The sequence below is a fragment of the Ochrobactrum teleogrylli genome, from assembly GCF_006376685.1.
Classification (GTDB): Bacteria; Pseudomonadota; Alphaproteobacteria; order Rhizobiales; family Rhizobiaceae; genus Brucella; species Brucella teleogrylli.
On the sequence record NZ_VEWL01000001.1, the window covers coordinates 354,717 to 372,926 of the forward strand.

Sequence of the window (18,210 nt, forward strand, 5' to 3'; positions counted from 1 at the left end):
TGGAATTGCAAAATTTTGACCCGAATGCAACCAAGATTGGCCTGACTCACCAAACTGTCCCGAATATATTCGCTCGCGCAACGCATTGATATGTGTGAGTAAATTAGAATTATTCTGAATTCTGAACTTGCGCAACAATAAAAAATAATCGCTATAGCCGCTGCTTTGATGGGCTGCGGACAGTAGCCGTTTTGCAGGAACGGCAGGAGAACAGAGTTGAAGACCAGCAGGGACACCGTGCGCAATACAGATCGCATTCACAACAGCAGACGCGCCGGATCGCTGCTCAAAACCGTGCTTCTCGCTAGCGTGGCGCTTGGCGCTGTGGCCGTTCCGGCATTGGCCCAGGACACGGGCGTCATTCAGCTCAACACCATCGAGGTGCAGACCTCCGGTGACAAAGGGCCACGCGTTCCCGTCGAGGGCTATATTGCTGAATATAGCCGCGCCGCCACCAAGAGCGACACGCCGATCCGCGAAACACCGCAGTCGATTTCCGTTGTCACGCGCGACAATATGAATGATCGCGCCGTCTCGTCGGTGAGTGAAGCACTGTTGTACAGTGCCAATGTGAACGGTCAGCGTTATGGCGCGGATGTGCGCTCGGATTATTATACCATTCGTGGTTTCCCGGCTGATCTCTATCTTGATGGCATCCGTATTCCGCAGATAGCCAACCAGACCGGCGGTTATTCGGGCTTCGTGGTCGAACCCTATTCGCTCGAAAGCGTGGAAGTTCTGCGCGGTCCAAGTTCCGCGCTGTTTGGCCAGAGCAATGTCGGCGGTATCGTCAATATGGTCAGCAAGCAGCCGCAGGCCGAGGCATCCAATGAGGTCTATCTGCGTGGCGGCAGTTTCCAGCGCAAGGAATTCGGCTTCGATCTGACGGGGCCGATCAACAACGACCCGCGTTTCACCTATCGCCTGAACGGCATGATCCGCGATGCCGACACGTCCTACGATCTGGGCAAGAACAACCGTATTGCCATCAATCCGAGCTTCGCCTGGCGTCCGGATGCGGATACCAGCCTGATTGTTTCGGGCGGTTATCTCAAGGATGATTTGGGACAGGCGGGCGTGATCGTTCCGGCCTATGGCAGCGTGCTGCCGAACCCGACCGGCCAGAGTATTCCGCGTGATTTCACCGATGGCGATCCGCGCATCGCGACCTATAAGAAGGAAATCGGTTACGTTGGCTATCAGTTCGAGCATCGCTTCAACGACACGTTCACGCTGCGCCAGAACTTCCGCTATTCGCATCTGAAGACCGATTATCGCAACCTGTTTGCGGGCGTGCTGCCGACCAGTGGCTGGAATGGCAGAACGCTGCCGCGCACCAATTATCTGGCACAGCCCGAACTCGATTCAATTGCCTTCGACACGCAGCTTGAATCGCGCTTCGATACCGGCCCTCTGGAGCACACTTTGCTGGTCGGCGTTGATCAGCAATGGCAGCGCCTCGACAATTATACTGGCTCGGCGGCTGGTCCGTCGCAGGACCTGTTCAACCCGACCTTCAATCAGCCGCTGACGCCGGTGAAGGCGACGACGCGTCTTCTGCAAAACCAGTATCAGACCGGCATTTATGTGCAGGATCAGATCGAAGCAGGCAATCTGCGCGTGACGCTCGGCGGTCGCAAGGACTTTGTGAAGGTCGATTCCGAACAGACGACGCTCTCGACAGGTCGTAGCGTCGACTATGAGCAGGACCCTGAAAAGTTCACGGGCCGTGCGGGCATAGCCTATGTCTTTGACAGTGGCTTTGTGCCTTATGCGCTCTATTCGACGTCCTTCCTGCCGACGCTGACGCTGGCGGATACGCCGCTCAAGCCGACCACGGGCACGTTGAAGGAAGTGGGCATTAAATACGCCCCGGAAGGCGCGAATTACAGCGTTACGCTTTCGGCCTTCGAAGCTGAACAGCAGAATGTCGTCAATCGTATTTCCGGCGTCTACTATCAGACGGACGAAGTGCGCGTGCGTGGCGTCGAGCTGGAAGGCACGGCCCAATTGTGGGATCGCCTGAACCTGACGGCTGCCATGAGCTTCCAGGACCCGGAAGTCAGCGAAAGCCAGACGCCTGCCCAGATTGGCAAGCTGCCTTATACCGTGCCGAAGGATCAGCAGTCGTTGTTCGTCAGCTATAATGTGCCGCTGCCGGATAACCTCAAGGGCGATCTCGTTCTTGGCGGCGGTGTACGACGCATCGGCAAGACCGCTGGCGATACGCTGAACACGTTCTTCGTGCCGTCCTACACGCTGGTGGATGCCTTCCTGCGCTATGATCTTGGCAACTATCGCCTTCAGGTGAATGCCTATAATCTCGGCGACAAGAAATATGTGGCGGGCTGCAATTCGACCAGCCAGTGCTATTACGGTCAGGGCCGCTCCATCGTGGCGACAACGAGTGTGAAATGGTAGTGAGTTTCTCACGACGTGAATTTTTTGTGGGGGCGGCTTTGGCCGCCCTTATGTCTTCTGTTCGGGCCGAGACGCCGCGTAAGGTTGTCACGCTCGAATGGGCGGAAACGGAAATTGCTTTGTCGCTCGGCATTCGCCCTCTGGGCGTTGCCGATCTGGCGGGCTATCGCCAGTGGGTCAATATCGAGAATGACGGGCTTGCCGATGCGGCCGATGTGGGTGGACGGCAGCAGCCGAGCCTTGAAGCGCTAACACGGCTGAAACCAGACCTGATCCTCACATCGGCGTTGCGCCATAAGGCGATTGCCGATCGCCTCAAGGCGATTGCACCGACGGTGCTGCTCGACGGCGCATCCGATAGCGCCGATCTCTTGCAGAATATGAAATCAAATCTTGCTGTTGCCGCAAGTGCTCTGCAATGCGAGGCGGAAGGCAGGGCCGCGTGGCAATCTTTCGAATACGGCCTGTCGGCAGCGCGGGCGAAACTATCCGGCCCATTGCCTGTCGTGATTGCACAGCCTTTGCCCGGTGTGGCGCGATTGAGAATATTCACGACCAATTCTGCCGTGATGAAAACGATGGTGCAAGCTGGCTTCTCGGAAGCAGTCGACCGCGGCGTGCAGCCCTTTGGTTTTACGACATTCGGGTTGGAAGAGCTTGCCACGCTAGCGCCGGAGACACGGCTTTGCCTGTTGGATGATGCGACGCCGAAGGAACTGACGGAAAGCGCAATCTGGCCGGTCCTGCCTGTGGTCAGCGCTGGTCATATTTATCATCTCGGAGGCGATATTTGGCCTTTTGGCTCGACACGCTCCATGACGCGGCTGGTTGAGCGGACGTTAGCGGCGTTAACTGCCTGACATATGAGAAAAGCCCCGGTTGAACCGGGGCTTTGTTGTTTCAGGCAACGGCGCGGATGCATTCGCCAAGAATACGCAGTACTTCGGCGCGTTCCTCGATTTGCGGCATATGTCCGCAACGCTGGAAGATATGCACGCCGACTTTTCCGGGCAGCCCATGGGCGTGGCTGACGGGAATGATCCGATCTTCCGCACCGAAGATCAGCCGCACAGGGATCGGCAATCCGGCTATGGTTGACCGCAGATCGAAGGTCTGCGTGCCATCGGTGAAGAACCGTTCCGCAATCGCGCTTTGCGCGGCGCGCAATTCGGTATCAGCGGCTTGGGCAACCGTGGCATTGATGAAAGGCCGCGTGAGCAGGCTTTCGTCGCTGACCAGCAGTTTCAGCCAAGGGATGATGCTCGCTTCGCTTTTGGCGGCGATCAGGCCCTTGGTGAAGGCGCCGTTGATTTCAGGGCCGAGACCGGCGGACGAAATCAGCACCAGCGAGCGCACATCCACGATGCCGCGTGCGGCAACGGTCGCCGCAACGCCACCACCAAAGGAATGACCGCCAAGCACGCAGGCGTTCACGCCAACGGCGGCAAGTGTGGCTTCAACGGCCTCGGCGATCACATCGACGCTCTCCGGCACCGTGCGCGTGGAAGCACCGTGTCCGGGAAGGTCAAGCGCCAGAACCGGATGGCCGAGTGTTGCCCCTGCGAACAGGCCGCGCCATGAATTGAGGTCGGCGGCGAAACCGTGAATTAGGACAACAGGCAGTTTTCCGGCTTCACCCTCACGCAGCCAGACTGCATTGAGCGGTGCAGCGGAACCGGCGGTAGGTCTTCGTGCGGGGGGTGCAACCGGTTGGCTTACAGCGCCAGCCGCAACCGCAGCTTGGGCAGAGCCAATCTTCGCCTCGACATCCTTTTTCTGGACGCGTCCCTTGGGGCCGGAACCTGCAATCGCCTCAAGATCGATGCCAGCCTCCCGGGCCAGCCGGCGTGCAAGCGGCGTTGCACGCACGGCTGTGTCCTGAGCGGTAGCAGCTTGGGAGGTAGAAACGACCGGTTCGACAGGTGGGGGGCCATCCTCCCGAACCGGTACTGGCGCGCTCTGCGAGGGAGCAGGCTGCGCATCGGCGGGGCGCTCAACGGATGGTGGTGCTTTGCGCTCTTCGCCTTCTTCGTAAATCCACGCGACAGCCTGACCGACTGGCACAACAGTGCCCTCGGCGGCGCTCACATCTGCAAGAATGCCGCTGGCCGGTGCGTCCACTTCCATGGCCGCCTTGTCGGTTTCGATTTCGAACAGGAGCTGACCCTTCGTGACGGTATCGCCATCCTTGGCATACCAGCGCGAAATCTGGCCGGTCTCCATATCCATGTCGACTTTCGGCAGGATGACTTCCACTGCCATGGTCAGCGCACTCCCCTGGCAAGATCGCGGGCGCTTTTGAGAATGTCCGGCACCTGCGGCACGGTCGCGCGTTCAAGATCGGGATTGTAAGGGATCGGCGTCTCGGCGCCGCCAAGGCGGACAATCGGGGCGTCGAGATAATCGAAAGCATCGCTTTCGGCGACGATTGCAGAGATTTCCGCGCCGATGCCGAGTGTTTTCACAGCTTCATAGACGCAAAGCAGCTTCGAGGTTTTCTTGACGCTTCTGATGATCGTGTCGCGATCAATTGGGCGCACGGTGCGCAGATCGATGACTTCGACGTCGATGCCTTCCTTGGCCAGTTCTGCCGCCGCATCCAGCGCCTTGTGCACCATAATTGCGGTCGCGACGATGGTGAGATCACGGCCCTCGCGCACCACATCGGCCTTGCCGATGGGAACGGTATAATAGCCTTCCGGCACTGGCCCCTTCATCTTGTAGAGCAGCTTGTGCTCAAAAATCATCACCGGGTCGGGGTCTTCGACGGCTGCAAGCAACATGCCCTTGGCGTCATGCGGGGTGGAAGGCTGCAGGACCTTCAGGCCGGGCACATGGCCGAGCCAGGCTTCAAGGCTCTGGCTGTGCTGTGCGGCGGCGCCCGTGCCGGAACCGGCAGGAAAGCGCATGACCAGCGGCACCGAAACCGCGCCACCCAGCATATAGCGGATTTTTGCGGCCTGATTGACGATCTGCTCCATGGCGAGCGCAGCAAAATCGGAAAACTGGAATTCGAAAATCGGGCGCATGCCGGTCAGCGCTGCACCGACGGCGACGCCCGCACCGCCCAGTTCAGAAATCGGCGTGTCCATGACGCGGTCTTCGCCGAAGCGATGCACGAGATCGCCGGTTACCTGAAACGCGCCGCCATAGACGCCGATGTCCTCGCCCATCAGGAAAACACGGTCGTCGCGCTCCATGGCAATCGCCATGGCTTCCTGAATGGCTTGCGAATAGCTCAACTCGCGGATGGTGGTGTCCATGATCAGATTTCGTCCGTATATACGTCGCGGGTCAGATTGGTGAGGTCGGGAGAAGGGCTGTTGCGGGCATACTCAATCGCGTCGGCGATTTCCTTCTCGACATTGGCCCGGATGGCTTCGATCTCGTTGTCGTCGATCACGCCATAAGCCTTCAGATCGGCCTCGAAATGCGCGATGGGGTCGCGATTATTGGCCCAATCCTCGATCTCTTCCTTGGTGCGATAACGGTTGCGGTCGCTCTTGGAATGACCGCGAAGGCGATAGGTCTTGTTCTCGATCAGCGACGGGCCTTCCCCGCGCCGCGCACGCTCCACGGCCTCGTTGATGGCTTCGGCAACGTCGGAAAGGTTGTTGCCGTCCACGACCTTGCCGGGCATAGCATAGGCCGATGCGCGGTCCGCGACATTCACCACCGCCGTTGAACGCTTGGTTGAAGTAGACATGCCGTAGCCATTGTTTTCGCAAACGAAAACGACCGGCAACTTCCAGACGGAAGCCATGTTGAGCGCTTCATGGAAAGCGCCTTCATTGTTGGCGCCATCGCCGAAGAAGGACACAACAACCTTGTTGCTCTTCTGCTTCTTGGCGGAAAGCGCAGCACCCACTGCAATCGGAATGCCACCGCCGACAATGCCATTTGCGCCGAGATTGCCTTTGGATACATCAGCAATGTGCATGGAGCCGCCGCGACCCTTGCAATAGCCGGTTTCCTTGCCGAAGAACTCGGCAAACATGCGCTTCACATCGGCACCCTTGGCGATGCAATGACCATGGCCGCGATGGGTAGAGGTGATCATGTCATCTTCGGTCAAAGGCAGGCAGGAACCCATGGCGCTTGCTTCCTGTCCGATGGACAGGTGCATCGTGCCGTGAATAAACCCCCGCGTGTAACTTTCTTCCGCGCCTTCTTCGAAGCGGCGGATGAGATACATCTTGTGCAGCGCTTCCTTCAGCTGTTCGGGAGAATAGGTGCGGAAAGCGAAGGGCAGGTTGTGGCGATCTGCGGCCTGCGCGTCAATCTTTCTGGCCTGAACCATGGTGCGGCTCCTTATGCTCCGTAAACGAGCTTGTCCTGGCGGGCGCGCAGTTCGGCGATCTTCGATCCCGGCGCGACGGCAGCATTGTCATAGGTGATGAGTTCGCCCTTCCTGATCGGCTTTGTCACGCTGCCGCCCTGAAGAAGACCGCAGGGGATGGCATGCGCTGTACGCGCTTCGCCAGACGTCATGATCCAGGCGCGGTAGCAATATTCGCCAATGGCATCGAGCTTTTCGCCCGGCTGCATATCCTTCTTGGCCACAGCGCAGACTTCGGCCACCGGCTTTGCCAGGGGCACCATGTCCGGCTTGCCGTAAAGCACGACACGGGCGCAGGTGAGGGGAACTTCGAGCGAGGTCAGGTGATAAGGGCGGTGGAAGGTGAAGTAAGGGCCTTTGCCCATTTTCAGATCTTCCATGCGTTCCGAAACACGCGGATGCGACATGTCGGCCACAACGAAGACGCCGGGCGCAACACCCTTGCCGATGGAGTAATCCACGACGCCGACTTTCGAAAGCACACCGCCGTCCTTTTCAGGAATCAGCGTCTTGTTGAGCTGGTCGAGCGTTGCGGCAGGGCCGTGCATGCCCGGCTTGTCCGGCACCAGACCCGTGGCATTGGCGATGGCTGCCATTTCCACCATGGTCTTGGAGCCATCGACGAACTCCACCAGCATACGCACATTCATGTTGCGGCGTTTGGCTTCTTCCAGATAATCGTCGGGAATGGCGTCGATATTGAGCGGGTTGTTCTTGCCCTTGCCAGCGGCAACGATGGGATGCCCCATGGCTGAAACGAACTCGATCAGTTCCATGCAGGACGATGGTTCGTCGCCGGCACCCAGCGAATAGGTGACGCCCAGACGGTCGGCTTCTGCCTTGAGGTAGGCACCGATGGTGACATCGGCTTCGACATTCATCATGACGAGATGCTTGCCATGTTCCATGGCGCGCAGGCCGATTTCCGCGCCGACAGCCGGAACGCCGGTGGCGTCGATGACCACATCGATCAAATCATTTTCGAGGATCAGACTGGCATTGTCCGTAACGGCGACCTTGCCGCCTTCCATGGCGGAGGTCAGGTCGGAAGCGTTTGAAACTTGCCTGCCGTGGCCTTCTTCCTGATAGGCGATATCAACCGCTTTCAAAGCGTTCGGAACACGCAGTTCGGAAATGGCGCCGATTTCGATGCCGGGCATATGCGCCACGCGGGTCACGATGTCGGTGCCCATTTCGCCGGAGCCGATCAGCCCGATACGGATCGGCCGTCCGCTGTCAGCACGCGCTTGCATATCACGTGCCAAGCCCGTCAACGCCACATTCGTCGCCATCTTTTCCTCCTGATGTTCCTCCAGACGCCTTCGCGCCTCTCTTCCCTTACCCGATAATGAACATTTGTTTCCAAGTCAATACGAGTGTACATTTATCACGCGCCCCAGACCTGTTATTCCTTACCGTGCTTTATCGCTTGTGAACAAACATTGGTCTGCTATAAAAAACAAATGTTCTGCCCGGTGTTTCAAAATGCAACACAACAAAATCTTGTGGGGGCATGCGGCGCGGAACTTGATACAAGCGTTCAAACGGCCTGGCATTCGTTGGAGGATGGCCGGGGGGAGGAGAAAACTATGGACGCATTTCTAAGCGGCCTGAAATCGGCCATCGATACATTGGGAGCGACGGTCCTGCTCCCTATCGTCATTTTCATTATAGCCGTGGTTCTTGGCGCTAAGGTGGGCAAAGCCTTCCGCGCTGCCGTGACCATCGGCGTCGCCTTCATCGGTATCAACCTCGTATTGGGGCTGATGTTCACCTCCATTGGCGAGGTGGCTCAGGCGATTGTTACCAATACGGGCATCAAGCGCGATATCGTCGATGTGGGCTGGCCTTCGGCTGCGGCCATCGCTTTCGGTTCGTCCGTGGGGCTTTGGGTCATTCCGGTCGGCATTCTGGTCAACATCGCGCTGCTTTTGATGCGCTGGACCCGCACGCTCAATGTCGATGTTTGGAACTTCTGGCACTTTGCCTTTGTCGGCTCGCTTGTCGTCGCCGCAACGGACAATCTCGCCTATGGCATTATCGTTGCAGCTCTTGTTGCGGCTCTGTCGCTGCTGTTCGCTGACTGGTCGGCACGCGCCGTACAGCAGTTCTATGGCGTTCCGGGCGTTTCCGTTCCGCATCTGGCATCGGCGCAAATTCTGCCGATTGCCATCGTGCTCAACTGGATCATGGATCGCATTCCTGGCATCAACAAGATCCACATCAGCACCGAAACCATCGAACGCCGTTTCGGCGTCTTCGGCGAGCCGGTGGTTCTGGGCCTGATTATCGGTCTCGTGCTTGGTCTCATCGCTTTCTACAATTCAGGCGATTTCGGCCATGTGCTGGCCAAGGTGCTGGGCACCGGCATGACGCTTGCCGCCGTGATGCTGCTTCTGCCGCGCATGGTCAAAATCCTGATGGAAGGCCTGCTGCCGGTTTCTGATGCCGCACAGGAATTCGTGCGCAAGCGCACCGGCGACCGCGAATTGCTGGTCGGTCTCGATTCGGCAATCCTGATCGGCCATCCGGCTGCGATCTCGTCGTCGCTGATCCTCGTGCCGATTGCGATCATCCTGTCGGTGATACTGCCGGGCAACCGCGTCATCCTGTTTGCCGATCTTGCGGTTATTCCGTTCATCGTCGCCATGACTGCGCCGCTGTTGAAGGGCAACGTGTTCCGCATGGTTGTCGTCGGCACGGTGACGCTCGCCATCGGCTTCTATGTGGCCAATGCGCTGGCTCCGCTCTTCACGAGCGCTGCCGTGTCATCTGGCTTCAAGTTGCCGGAAAACGCGTTGCAGATCACTTCGGTGGTCGACGGCTTCCTGTGGGTGCCTTATGTCATCATCGCCGCAATCCAGTGGTTAGGCGTTGTTGGAATCGCAGTTCTTGCAGTCGTCATCGCCGCAGCGTTCATTCTCTATCGTCGCAACACCGACGGTTGGGAACGCGCTGCCGGTGCGGAAGACGAACCAGCCGAGCAGAACAACTGGTAAGGCGCAAAAGCAATATTGGCCGCATACCGGAGAGGTATGCGGCTATCTGCAATGGAGGATGGAATGGCGAACGGCCTGACGGCTTTTCTCGACCCTGAAGCGATTGAGCTGCAGAGCGAGGCCAAAACCAATGAGGAAATTATCCGTATTCTGGCGGCGAAGCTGGAACGGCTCGGCTATGTAAAGCCCAGCTATGCGGATGCGGTCGTGAAGCGGGAACAGACCATGCCAACCGGTCTGCCGCTGGAGCGCGAAGAAAACGTTGCCGTTCCGCATACCGACCCCGAGCATGTCCTGAAAGCGGGCATCGCTTTTGCGACGCTGAAAACCCCCGTCATCTTCGCCAATATGGAAGATCCGGAAGAGGACGTTCCCGTCGGATTTGTCTTCCTGCTTGCCATCAATGACAAGGACAAACAGATCGAGACCTTGCAACAGGTGATGGCGACCATTCAAAATGAGGACGCGCTCGAGAATCTCAAGAAATCGCGCACATTGAGTGACGTGGAAGCTGCGCTCGGTTAATCGGAGGAAACAAAATGGCCAAAATGAAAACGATTCTCTTTGCCTGCGGCACCGGCGTCGCAACATCCACTGCCGTGAATGCTGCCGTCACCGAAGAGATGAAAAAGCGCGGGCTGACCTTCAACGCCCAGCAGGCCAAGGCGACCGAAGTGCCGTCTCTGGCTGACAATGTGGATTTCATCGTTTCCACGACGCCTATTTCCGCCGCAGTCGAGAAGCGGGTCATCAAGGGCCTCGCATTCCTGACCGGCATCGGCAAGGACAAGGTTCTGGACGAAATCGAAGCCGAATTGCGCAAGTAATTTCGGCCCATTTCAAAGGGCGCTTTCGTGCAGGATCACGAAAGCGCCCTAACTATTTGTATTCTCACTACTGAGCGGTTCAGTTCGGAACGGAATGTCCGATGCGCCGGAGCATTTCGGCGGCACTTTCCTCGTCGGTGATGAACACCGTTGGACGCAGAAGTTTCATCGCGCCGAGAAGCGCTTCGATCTTTTCCTTGCCGCCGGATGTCAGGATGCGTTGCGGCGTGTTCTGCAAGCTTTCGATGCTGGCCGACATGACGCGCTCATGCACCGGATCATCGACGATACGGCCATCGGCATTGTAGAAATGGAACAGAACGTCGCCGACCGCACCATTGGCGCGCAGCGATTGTTTCTGCTCTTCATCGACGAGCCCCACGCGGTAGGACGTGCTGCTGGCGGTCTCGATGCCACCAATGCTGAGCAACACCATGTCGAGATCTTCCGCCATGTCCAGCACTGTGTTCAGGCCACAACGTTCAATCAGGGCTGTGCGAGTCTCCTTGCTGTCCACGAGGGCGGGCGCGGGGATAAGGTAGCCTTCGCCTTGCAGCATCTGCGCGAATTGCCAGGCAAATTCGGGCGGGTTGGAGCGTCGTGGCTGCACAATGCCGCCGAGAAGCGAAATGACCTTAAGATCGTTCACCGGACGCGAGCCGATATGCTGCAAGGTGCTGGATAAAGTGCGGCCCCAGCCGACACCAATGCGCATGCCGTGCTGGATTTTTTCCGACAGATAAGCGCCGGTCGCAGCACTTATCGGAGGAATCGGATCGGTCTCGGCAGAGGAGAGGGGCGCGACAATGGCCTGTTCCAGCCTGAACGCCTTTTCAAGCGCCGCTTCCAGCGCGGTCAAAGCCGAAAGCTTACCTTCAATGGTGATCTTCACCTCGTTGCGGGCGCGGGCATCGGCAAGAAGACGCACAATGGTCACGCGGCCAACACCCAGCGCATCGGCAATATCGCTCTGGGTCATCTGCTCGACATAATACATCCACGCCGCACGGGTTCTGAGGCGGCTGGTGCGGTTTTCCGCTGCAACGCCTTCGGAGCCCACCAGAAGGTCGTTGGTTTCAGCTGCGTTCCGTTTCCCCTTGGCGGTCTTTCTCAAATCGATTCCCCAAAATTCTTGCAGTTTGCGTCTTTGTGATATGGACCCTATTGCTTTTCCGGGACGAGGAAAACAATACTTCTTTTGTATCGGTTAAGATACGATTGTTGGCCTCGCTAGGAGGAAGAGATCGATCATGCTGCGCACACTTTCCGATGAAATCGCCGTCAATCTGAAAGACCGTCTGCGTGACGTGCGTTACGTGATCAGACGCGCCCGGCAAAGTTCGCGTGCGCCCGAAACCAGCCTGCCCGCACCGGAAGCGCTTCTGGGCCATGCCGCAGGCGTGATGGATACGGCGCTGACCGCCGCCGAGGCGATCTCAATCTCGATTATTTCGTCTGAACCGGCCAAACATCATGGCGCGCCACAGATGCGCAGCCTATCCTTTTATTTCGGCACCGGTGCGGAAGGTGCGCGCGGTTTCCGCAGCGATATGTATTATTTCCTCAAGGGAACGATGCGGCGCTACGGACTTGAAAACGCACTTATCCACGAAGCGGCTTTTTCGGTCATCCACGGGCGTCTGTTGCGCAAGCACGCGGAACTTCTGCGCGATCCTCGAAAGGTTGCACAGGCGCTGGCCGCGCTTTATCTGGAATATCTGGCTGAAAGCCCTGTCCGCTTGACGTCGTTGGAAGTCTCGTGCGACCCGGAAAATCTGCGCAAGGCGGAAGTGGTCGGGCTTGCCGCTACTTGCCTCGCTTGCGGGCTGGCGACCGTAAAGCCTGCCGATCTCGCCGATATCGATCCGCTGGAAAGCGTGTTTATGGTGCTGGAAGCACGCTATGAACGGCTGGTGGATGCGGCAGAGACCCGCGACGCGAAGAAGCTCGAAACCCTCTTCGCGACGCTGATTGCCCACCTACCTTAAGTCGCCAAACAGATCGGCGATGATCTTCTTGGCGCGGGGAATGGAAGCCGGGCTCATGCTGAGCTCGGTCAGTCCCATGCGGATAAATTCCGGGATCAAATCCGGCTTGCCTGCCGCTTCTCCGCACATGCCGACCATGATGCCCGCTGTCGTGGCTGCTTTCGCGGTCATTTCAATGGCCGCCATTACAGCTGGATGATGCACGTCGTTGAGCCTCGCGACCGTCGGGTTGAGACGGTCTGCCGCCATGACATATTGCGTCAGATCATTGGTGCCGATGGAGAAGAAGGCGGATTCCTTGGCCAGCTGATCGGCTGCGAAAACCGCTGCCGGTGTTTCGATCATAACACCCAGTTCAAACGTGCCGTAAGGCTTGCCTTCTGCTGTCAACTCGCGCTCGCATTCGGCAATCAGGCTTTTTGTCGCCCGGATCTCCTCGATATCGGAAACCATCGGCAACATGACCTTCAGTTTGCCGTGCACTGAGGCGCGAAGCAGGGCGCGCAATTGCGGCTTAAACACCTCCGGGCGGTCAAGGCACATGCGGATGCCGCGCCAGCCGAGGAACGGGTTTTCCTCCTCGGGAAACTCGATGCCGGCGACGGGCTTGTCACCGCCGATATCGAGTGTGCGGACAATGACAGACTGGGGGGCGAAAGCGCGCAGAAGTGATGCATAGGTTTCCATCTGCATGTCTTCGGACGGCAAATGGATATGCTTCATGAACAGAAGCTCGGTGCGGAACAGGCCGACGCCCATCGCGCCTGCGGTCTGGGCCGCTTCGATTTCCTCCAAAGCGCCGAGATTGGCCGCAACCTCAATCACCACGCCATCGGCGCGGCGCGGCGTATAGTCACGATACTTGTCCAGCGCACGCTGTTCTTCCGTGGCCTTGGCAATGCGGCTTTCGATTTCGGCCAGAACGGTGGCATTCGGGTCGTGATGGACAATGCCCGCACTGCCATCGACGGCAACCTGTCGCGCTGTCTTCAGTCTATGAACAGCGTCGCCAAGTCCAAGCACTGCCGGGATTCCGTGCGTGCGCGCGATGATCGCGACATGCGAGGTCGCGCCGCCATGGCCGCAAACCACGCCGCGAATGCGCTTCAGCGGTGCGCGGGCCAAGTCCCAAGCGCCGATGTCTTCGGCGATCAGAATGGCACCGTCCGGTAGTCCGTCGAGATTGAGGTCTTCCTGACCGAGCAAGGCGAGACAAATCTGGCGGCTGATTGCGTGCACATCGTCGGCGCGGGCATTGAGATAGGGATCGTCGAGGTTGGCGAATTGCTGCGCGACCGTCGAGGCAGCGCCGAGCGTTGCGGAGACCGCATCCATGCCGCCGCGAATAAGGGCGTGTGCTTCGTCCCGCAGGCTGTCGTCGGAGGCAATATCCTTCAATGCAGCAACGATGCCGCGATCACTTTCGGCGAGATCGTCGCGCGCGAGCGAATGTTCCATCCGCTCTTGAACAGTTGCGACAGCGGCCTCGTAACGGCTGATTTCCGGTGCGATTTCGTGAGGTGCCAGCTTGCCGGTGCCGGGCGTGATTTCGGCAGGGAAAAACGGAAATGCCTCGCCAAGCGAAAGACCTTCACTGGCGGCAACGCCCTTGATCTGGCCTTCCGGCAACGCTGCAATCGCAACACTCGCGACCGGGGCGGTGACGGGAGCAGTCTCCACCACCGCGGCAACGGCTGCGCCGTCATTTTCCTCAAGCCCCGCGCGCGGGTTTTCGAGATAGCCGATCAGCGCTTCCAGTGCTTCAATCGCGTCAGCCCCTTCGGCGCTGACGGTGACTTCGTCATTTTCCTTCACGCCAAGCAGCATGAGCTTAACGGAGCTTTTCGCGCTGACGCTTTTGCCGCTCTTTGCGATCTCGATATTACACTCGAACCCCTTGGCGAGCTTGACGAAACGAGTGGCGGGGCGCGCATGCAGCCCTTCATGCACCCGGACGATGGTGGAGCGTTCCATTTGAGAGCCTTGGATCATGAATGCTTCTTGAGATCAGTCGCTGATGACGATCATATGTCCTTCGCGCAGAACGGCAACCAAAGCGGCGCCGTCAACTTCGCTGGCACAGATTTCGCCCGGACGGTCGGTCGAGTCGGCCCCGGTAAACGATATCACCACATGGCCGATGTCACGCACTTTCTGCCAGGCGCTTGCTCCAACAGCGGTAATGTTTGCCGTTATGTCGCCAATGGTGATGAGCGCGCCAACCGGCGGCGCAGCTTCCTGCGGACCGTCTTCGACTGCATGCATCACCGAGACTTCCGCGAGTTCGGGCGGAGAGCCCTCTGCAAACAGGATCAGAACGCCGCCTTCGGCGAGATCAGCCACTTCGGGACCAATTGCGGTGATCCGTGTCTTGAGATGTATCGGCATGGCGGCAGTCCTTTTCAATTTCACTCAATCGGCATCCTCCAAAAATTGGGGAGATGAGGATGCCGAAAATTAAAGGCAGAGATTGGGAGGAGCGGCCCGCCGCTTTGATGCGACGAGCCAGTTTGCGTCAAAGCACGGCGAGGCTGACGAGCCAGGCGATGAGCACCGAGACAGGGCCCATGATCTGGCGGCTGATCAGGATCGCAGGCACGCCGATTTCAATCGTCTTCGGTTTGGCTTCACCGAGCGCCAGACCCACTGGCACGAAGTCGCAACCGACCTGCGTGTTATAGGCGAAGAGCGCGGGCAGGGCCATTGCCGGAGCGATGGTGCCATTGGCAATCTGCGGGCCGATAATGGCCACACCCACTACCTGCGCGATGACTGCGCCCGGTCCAAGGATCGGAGAAAGAAACGGCAAGCCGCAGATAGCCGACAGCACAAGCAGGCCAATGATATTGTTGGCGAGTGGTCCCATCGGCTGGGCAAGAATATCGCCGATGCCGGTGTAAAGAATGAGACCGATCAGCATCGTCACGAAAGCCATGAATGGCAGAACGTTGCGGATGACCTGATCGATGGTGCGGCGACCGGCGTTGAAGAAAATGCCGACGACACGGCCCATGACGCGGCCGATCCGGCTGATCAGCCCGACAAGGCCGCCATCATTCGATGTATCGATTGGCGCTGCTGGCTTTTCGTCGGCCTTTGGGGCTGCGGCTGCAAAGGACGCGGTGGCGGCAGGAGCCTCGGAGCCATCGGCAGGAACGACATTTTCGGGCTTCACGCCGGAGACATAAATGTCTTCGGTAATAAACTGCGCAAGCGGGCCGGACTGGCCCACGGGCGTGAGATTGACGGTCGGGATGCGCTTGCGCGGATAGACGCCGCAACGGGCGGTGCCGCCGCAATCGACCACGACGACAGCCATTTCGCTTTCAATGGGCGGAGCGCGGAAACCGTCTACGGCTTCGCCTCCGGTCATTTCCGCGATCTGTCTGGCGAGCGGATGGATGCCGCCGCCGGTCACGGATACGATCTTGCTACGCTGTTCGGTGGGCTGGATGACAAGCGGTCCGCCCCAGCCACCGGAGCCGTGGGAAATTCTAACGGATTTGTAGGTTTTGGCCATGATGTCCTCCCGCGCGCCTTAAAGCTCGATGCCCTGACGGCGCGCCATGATGGCGGTGATGCGTTCGGTGAGCATGCCTTTGAGCAGGATCACGACGAGGCCGACGATGGCGTACCAGATGGCCACATTGATGTGATAGCCATTGGCGACAGCGCCTTTCTTTTCCAGTTCAAGCAGCGCCACGAGTACGCCACCCCAGACGAAATATTCGCCGGGATTGATATGCGGGAAGAGGCCAAGTGGCGGATGCACATAGGACACTGCCGCGTCGTAAAAGGCAGGCTTGTGCTTTTCCTCAAGGAACGAACCGAAGGTATAGGCCATCGGATTGGTCAGGAAGAACACCGACAGCACCGGCAGAACCGTATAACGGGTTAGCGCGATGCGGCCCGCCCCCTGTGCCAAACCGTGCACGCGCTTTTCGCCGACGAGTTCGGTGATTGCGTAGAAGGCGGTCATCAGAACCACCAGGGTCGGAATGATGCCGGTCACGAAACCGGAAAACACTTCGCCACCCTTTTGGAAAATACCGATGAAGTGCTTGCCGATCGAGGCCAGCCAGCCCAGCTGTTCTTCCTGCGTGACGTTTTGCAGTCGTTCCTTGAACTGATCGACAGTCAGATTGTCCGTGCCGGTTGCCTGTGCAAGTTGCACAAGGTTATCGCTACCGTGTTCGACGGCTAGCTTGCCGTGAAACACCGCGTCCGTTGCTATGTTGGCGGCCATCTGGCTCGCCACATGCAAGGACTGTAAGGTCGTATCGGCGCCTTGCGCCAGCATTGCAGCTATAGACATTTCTCCTCCTCCACGCCCGTCCTCGTCGGGCGATACCCCTTGAACATTGCCACCCAGTTCACGGTTGGACACACGCTCAGGCGTGCGCCAGCTTCAGTCCTTCGAGAGACGTGCCGTCGGATTGTTCGCGGATGCGGTCGATCTGGTCCATCGCCTGCTTTGCGGCAGCATTGACAGGTGACTTTTCGAGCGCTTCCTGTTCACGCCGCAAGGCATTGAGCGGCATGCCCTCATAGGCTTCCTGCCGCTTGAACTTCGCGAACACGGTTCGTCCGCTCATTTCGAGAAAGCGCCGGACCTTCAGGTCGCGGTCAACCACGATCATGACAATGACGCCTTTGCCGAAGCGCCCGCGTACATGGCCTGCACCCACGAATCCGTCAGAGTAGCGGGATGTGACGCCTTTCAGCACGTCGGAGTAATGGCGCATCTGAAACCAGACGCCCAGCGACTGGACCCCCCATAAAAGAGCCAAAGCCAGTAAAGCCCATTGCCAGATAGCCATTTTCTCCTCCTCCACCGGAGGCTTCGTGCGTCTTTGAGCGCCGCCAGTCTCCGTCTCTTCACAGAACATTTGTTTTCTTAAATGTCAATATGTATAATTATGAGGTGAAGATTGCGGGAAGGACAAGCTGACAACGGTAGCGGTTTCGCATATGGTCTGTCGGCATTGGAGGCGTGGAATATGGATTTGCTTTTGAAGAACCAGATGACATCGATGCCGGACTTGCGGCGTCGCTTGCGGCAGTTGCGCTGGTTCAGGGCGACGTTTCGCAAACACGCCAGTCTTCTCCATGATGTCTATGGTGTCGATTATGAGATCGACGAGCAGAAACTGACGGAAGCTTTTCTGAACTGGGTAGAACTGGTCGAGCAGAACAAGCGTTATGCCAAGGTGGACCGCAAGGATTTCATCACCTTTGCCGCCGGGCTGGTTCTGCGTGAACTGATCCGCCTGTCGCCTGCCCGGGGGTTATTGATCCCGAAGGCGAACGAGGGCGAGAATACGCCGCAACACGACATTATCGCCTTCTGGCCGGAGGGGTTCCTCTATACCAATTACTGCATTTGCGCGATTGCCGCCGTGCAGGAGCAGGAATTCGGCGTGGCACAGGATATCGACGCCTGTGCGGACGATTTGCGAACCTGGTGGTCTTACCGGGAAAACGTGGCCGACATGCCGGGCTATGCGATAGCCTTCCTCGACAAGTTTCTGGGTGGCGAGCCGAACTGGGTCATGCCCGATCTCGCCTCGGCCCGCGTGGCGGTGCAAAGGGCGCTCGGCGCGCAAAATCCGTCAGGCGCGATAAAGGGTTAGCGC

17 protein-coding genes are annotated in these 18,210 nt (G+C 58.4%); 7 read left to right on the plus strand and 10 right to left on the minus strand.

The genetic code is table 11. The features are described 5' to 3' along the window. Nucleotides 1–216 precede the first annotated feature (216 nt). Nucleotides 217–2,421 carry a TonB-dependent siderophore receptor gene (locus FIC94_RS01560; RefSeq protein WP_140023689.1) on the plus strand — a complete coding sequence of 735 codons (2,205 nt, stop codon included), beginning with the start codon at nucleotides 217–219 and terminating at the stop codon, nucleotides 2,419–2,421. Nucleotides 2,422–2,471: 50 nt separating this feature from the next. Continuing rightward, nucleotides 2,472–3,281, plus strand: coding sequence for an iron-siderophore ABC transporter substrate-binding protein (locus tag FIC94_RS01565; RefSeq protein ID WP_235891932.1), 810 nt, complete (start codon nucleotides 2,472–2,474; stop codon nucleotides 3,279–3,281). A gap of 40 nt (nucleotides 3,282–3,321) precedes the next feature. Here the strand turns inward: FIC94_RS01565 and FIC94_RS01570 are convergent, their stop codons facing one another. From FIC94_RS01570 to FIC94_RS01585, 4 genes are read right to left on the minus strand one after another with little or no spacing between them, the layout of a single operon-like run. Beyond that, on the minus strand, nucleotides 3,322–4,683 hold the full coding sequence (locus FIC94_RS01570; RefSeq protein WP_140023691.1) for an acetoin dehydrogenase dihydrolipoyllysine-residue acetyltransferase subunit: 1,362 nt from the start codon (nucleotides 4,681–4,683) through the stop codon (nucleotides 3,322–3,324). A gap of 2 nt (nucleotides 4,684–4,685) precedes the next feature. Then, nucleotides 4,686–5,684 (minus strand): alpha-ketoacid dehydrogenase subunit beta, encoded by a 999-nt coding sequence (locus FIC94_RS01575; protein WP_140023692.1) that lies wholly within the window; start codon nucleotides 5,682–5,684, stop codon nucleotides 4,686–4,688. A 2-nt stretch (nucleotides 5,685–5,686) separates the two neighbouring features. Then, nucleotides 5,687–6,721, minus strand: a complete 1,035-nt coding sequence (locus tag FIC94_RS01580) for a thiamine pyrophosphate-dependent dehydrogenase E1 component subunit alpha (RefSeq protein ID WP_140023693.1) — start codon at nucleotides 6,719–6,721, stop codon at nucleotides 5,687–5,689. An 11-nt stretch (nucleotides 6,722–6,732) separates the two neighbouring features. Then, the gene (locus tag FIC94_RS01585) at nucleotides 6,733–8,052 is read right to left on the minus strand and encodes an NAD(P)H-dependent oxidoreductase (protein WP_140023694.1); all 1,320 of its coding nucleotides are present in this window, start codon (nucleotides 8,050–8,052) and stop codon (nucleotides 6,733–6,735) included. Between the two features lie 297 nt (nucleotides 8,053–8,349). Here FIC94_RS01585 and FIC94_RS01590 point away from each other — a divergent pair, with 297 nt between their 5' ends. From FIC94_RS01590 to FIC94_RS01600, 3 genes are all read left to right on the plus strand, one after another. Then, nucleotides 8,350–9,759, plus strand: coding sequence for a PTS galactitol transporter subunit IIC (locus tag FIC94_RS01590; RefSeq protein WP_109367547.1), 1,410 nt, complete (start codon nucleotides 8,350–8,352; stop codon nucleotides 9,757–9,759). Between the two features lie 63 nt (nucleotides 9,760–9,822). Further along, nucleotides 9,823–10,284 (plus strand): PTS sugar transporter subunit IIA, encoded by a 462-nt coding sequence (locus FIC94_RS01595; RefSeq protein WP_121538791.1) that lies wholly within the window; start codon nucleotides 9,823–9,825, stop codon nucleotides 10,282–10,284. A 14-nt stretch (nucleotides 10,285–10,298) separates the two neighbouring features. Then, entirely contained in the window at nucleotides 10,299–10,586 is a 288-nt protein-coding gene (locus FIC94_RS01600) for a PTS sugar transporter subunit IIB (RefSeq protein ID WP_078340332.1), read from the plus strand. Nucleotides 10,587–10,665: 79 nt separating this feature from the next. Here the strand turns inward: FIC94_RS01600 and FIC94_RS01605 are convergent, their stop codons facing one another. After that, the gene (locus FIC94_RS01605) at nucleotides 10,666–11,700 is read right to left on the minus strand and encodes a sugar-binding transcriptional regulator (protein WP_140023695.1); all 1,035 of its coding nucleotides are present in this window, start codon (nucleotides 11,698–11,700) and stop codon (nucleotides 10,666–10,668) included. Between the two features lie 136 nt (nucleotides 11,701–11,836). On the opposite strand from FIC94_RS01605, the gene FIC94_RS01610 reads away from it, so the two are divergent. Beyond that, the gene (locus FIC94_RS01610; protein ID WP_140023696.1) at nucleotides 11,837–12,574 is read left to right on the plus strand and encodes a hypothetical protein; all 738 of its coding nucleotides are present in this window, start codon (nucleotides 11,837–11,839) and stop codon (nucleotides 12,572–12,574) included. Here the strand turns inward: FIC94_RS01610 and ptsP are convergent. The 5 genes from ptsP to FIC94_RS01635 all read right to left on the minus strand — a co-directional run bounded on the left by ptsP (nucleotide 12,566) and on the right by FIC94_RS01635 (nucleotide 17,394). Next, nucleotides 12,566–14,548: a phosphoenolpyruvate--protein phosphotransferase gene (ptsP, locus tag FIC94_RS01615; RefSeq protein ID WP_140024016.1), complete on the minus strand. Its 1,983-nt coding sequence runs from the start codon at nucleotides 14,546–14,548 to the stop codon at nucleotides 12,566–12,568. The genes FIC94_RS01610 and ptsP overlap by 9 nt on opposite strands. Before the next feature lie 33 nt (nucleotides 14,549–14,581). After that, nucleotides 14,582–14,962, minus strand: a complete 381-nt coding sequence (locus FIC94_RS01620) for a PTS glucitol/sorbitol transporter subunit IIA (protein WP_140023697.1) — start codon at nucleotides 14,960–14,962, stop codon at nucleotides 14,582–14,584. Between the two features lie 127 nt (nucleotides 14,963–15,089). Further along, a complete protein-coding gene (srlE, locus tag FIC94_RS01625; protein ID WP_140023698.1) occupies nucleotides 15,090–16,094 on the minus strand; it encodes a PTS glucitol/sorbitol transporter subunit IIB in 1,005 nt (334 codons plus the stop codon). Between the two features lie 18 nt (nucleotides 16,095–16,112). After that, nucleotides 16,113–16,889, minus strand: a complete 777-nt coding sequence (gene srlA, locus FIC94_RS01630; protein ID WP_109367540.1) for a PTS glucitol/sorbitol transporter subunit IIC — start codon at nucleotides 16,887–16,889, stop codon at nucleotides 16,113–16,115. Nucleotides 16,890–16,965: 76 nt separating this feature from the next. Then, nucleotides 16,966–17,394 (minus strand): transcriptional regulator GutM, encoded by a 429-nt coding sequence (locus FIC94_RS01635; protein WP_140023699.1) that lies wholly within the window; start codon nucleotides 17,392–17,394, stop codon nucleotides 16,966–16,968. Between the two features lie 180 nt (nucleotides 17,395–17,574). Between FIC94_RS01635 and FIC94_RS01640 the strand changes: the two genes are divergently transcribed. Next, nucleotides 17,575–18,207 carry a hypothetical protein gene (locus tag FIC94_RS01640; RefSeq protein ID WP_140023700.1) on the plus strand — a complete coding sequence of 211 codons (633 nt, stop codon included), beginning with the start codon at nucleotides 17,575–17,577 and terminating at the stop codon, nucleotides 18,205–18,207. Nucleotides 18,208–18,210: the final 3 nt, after the last annotated feature.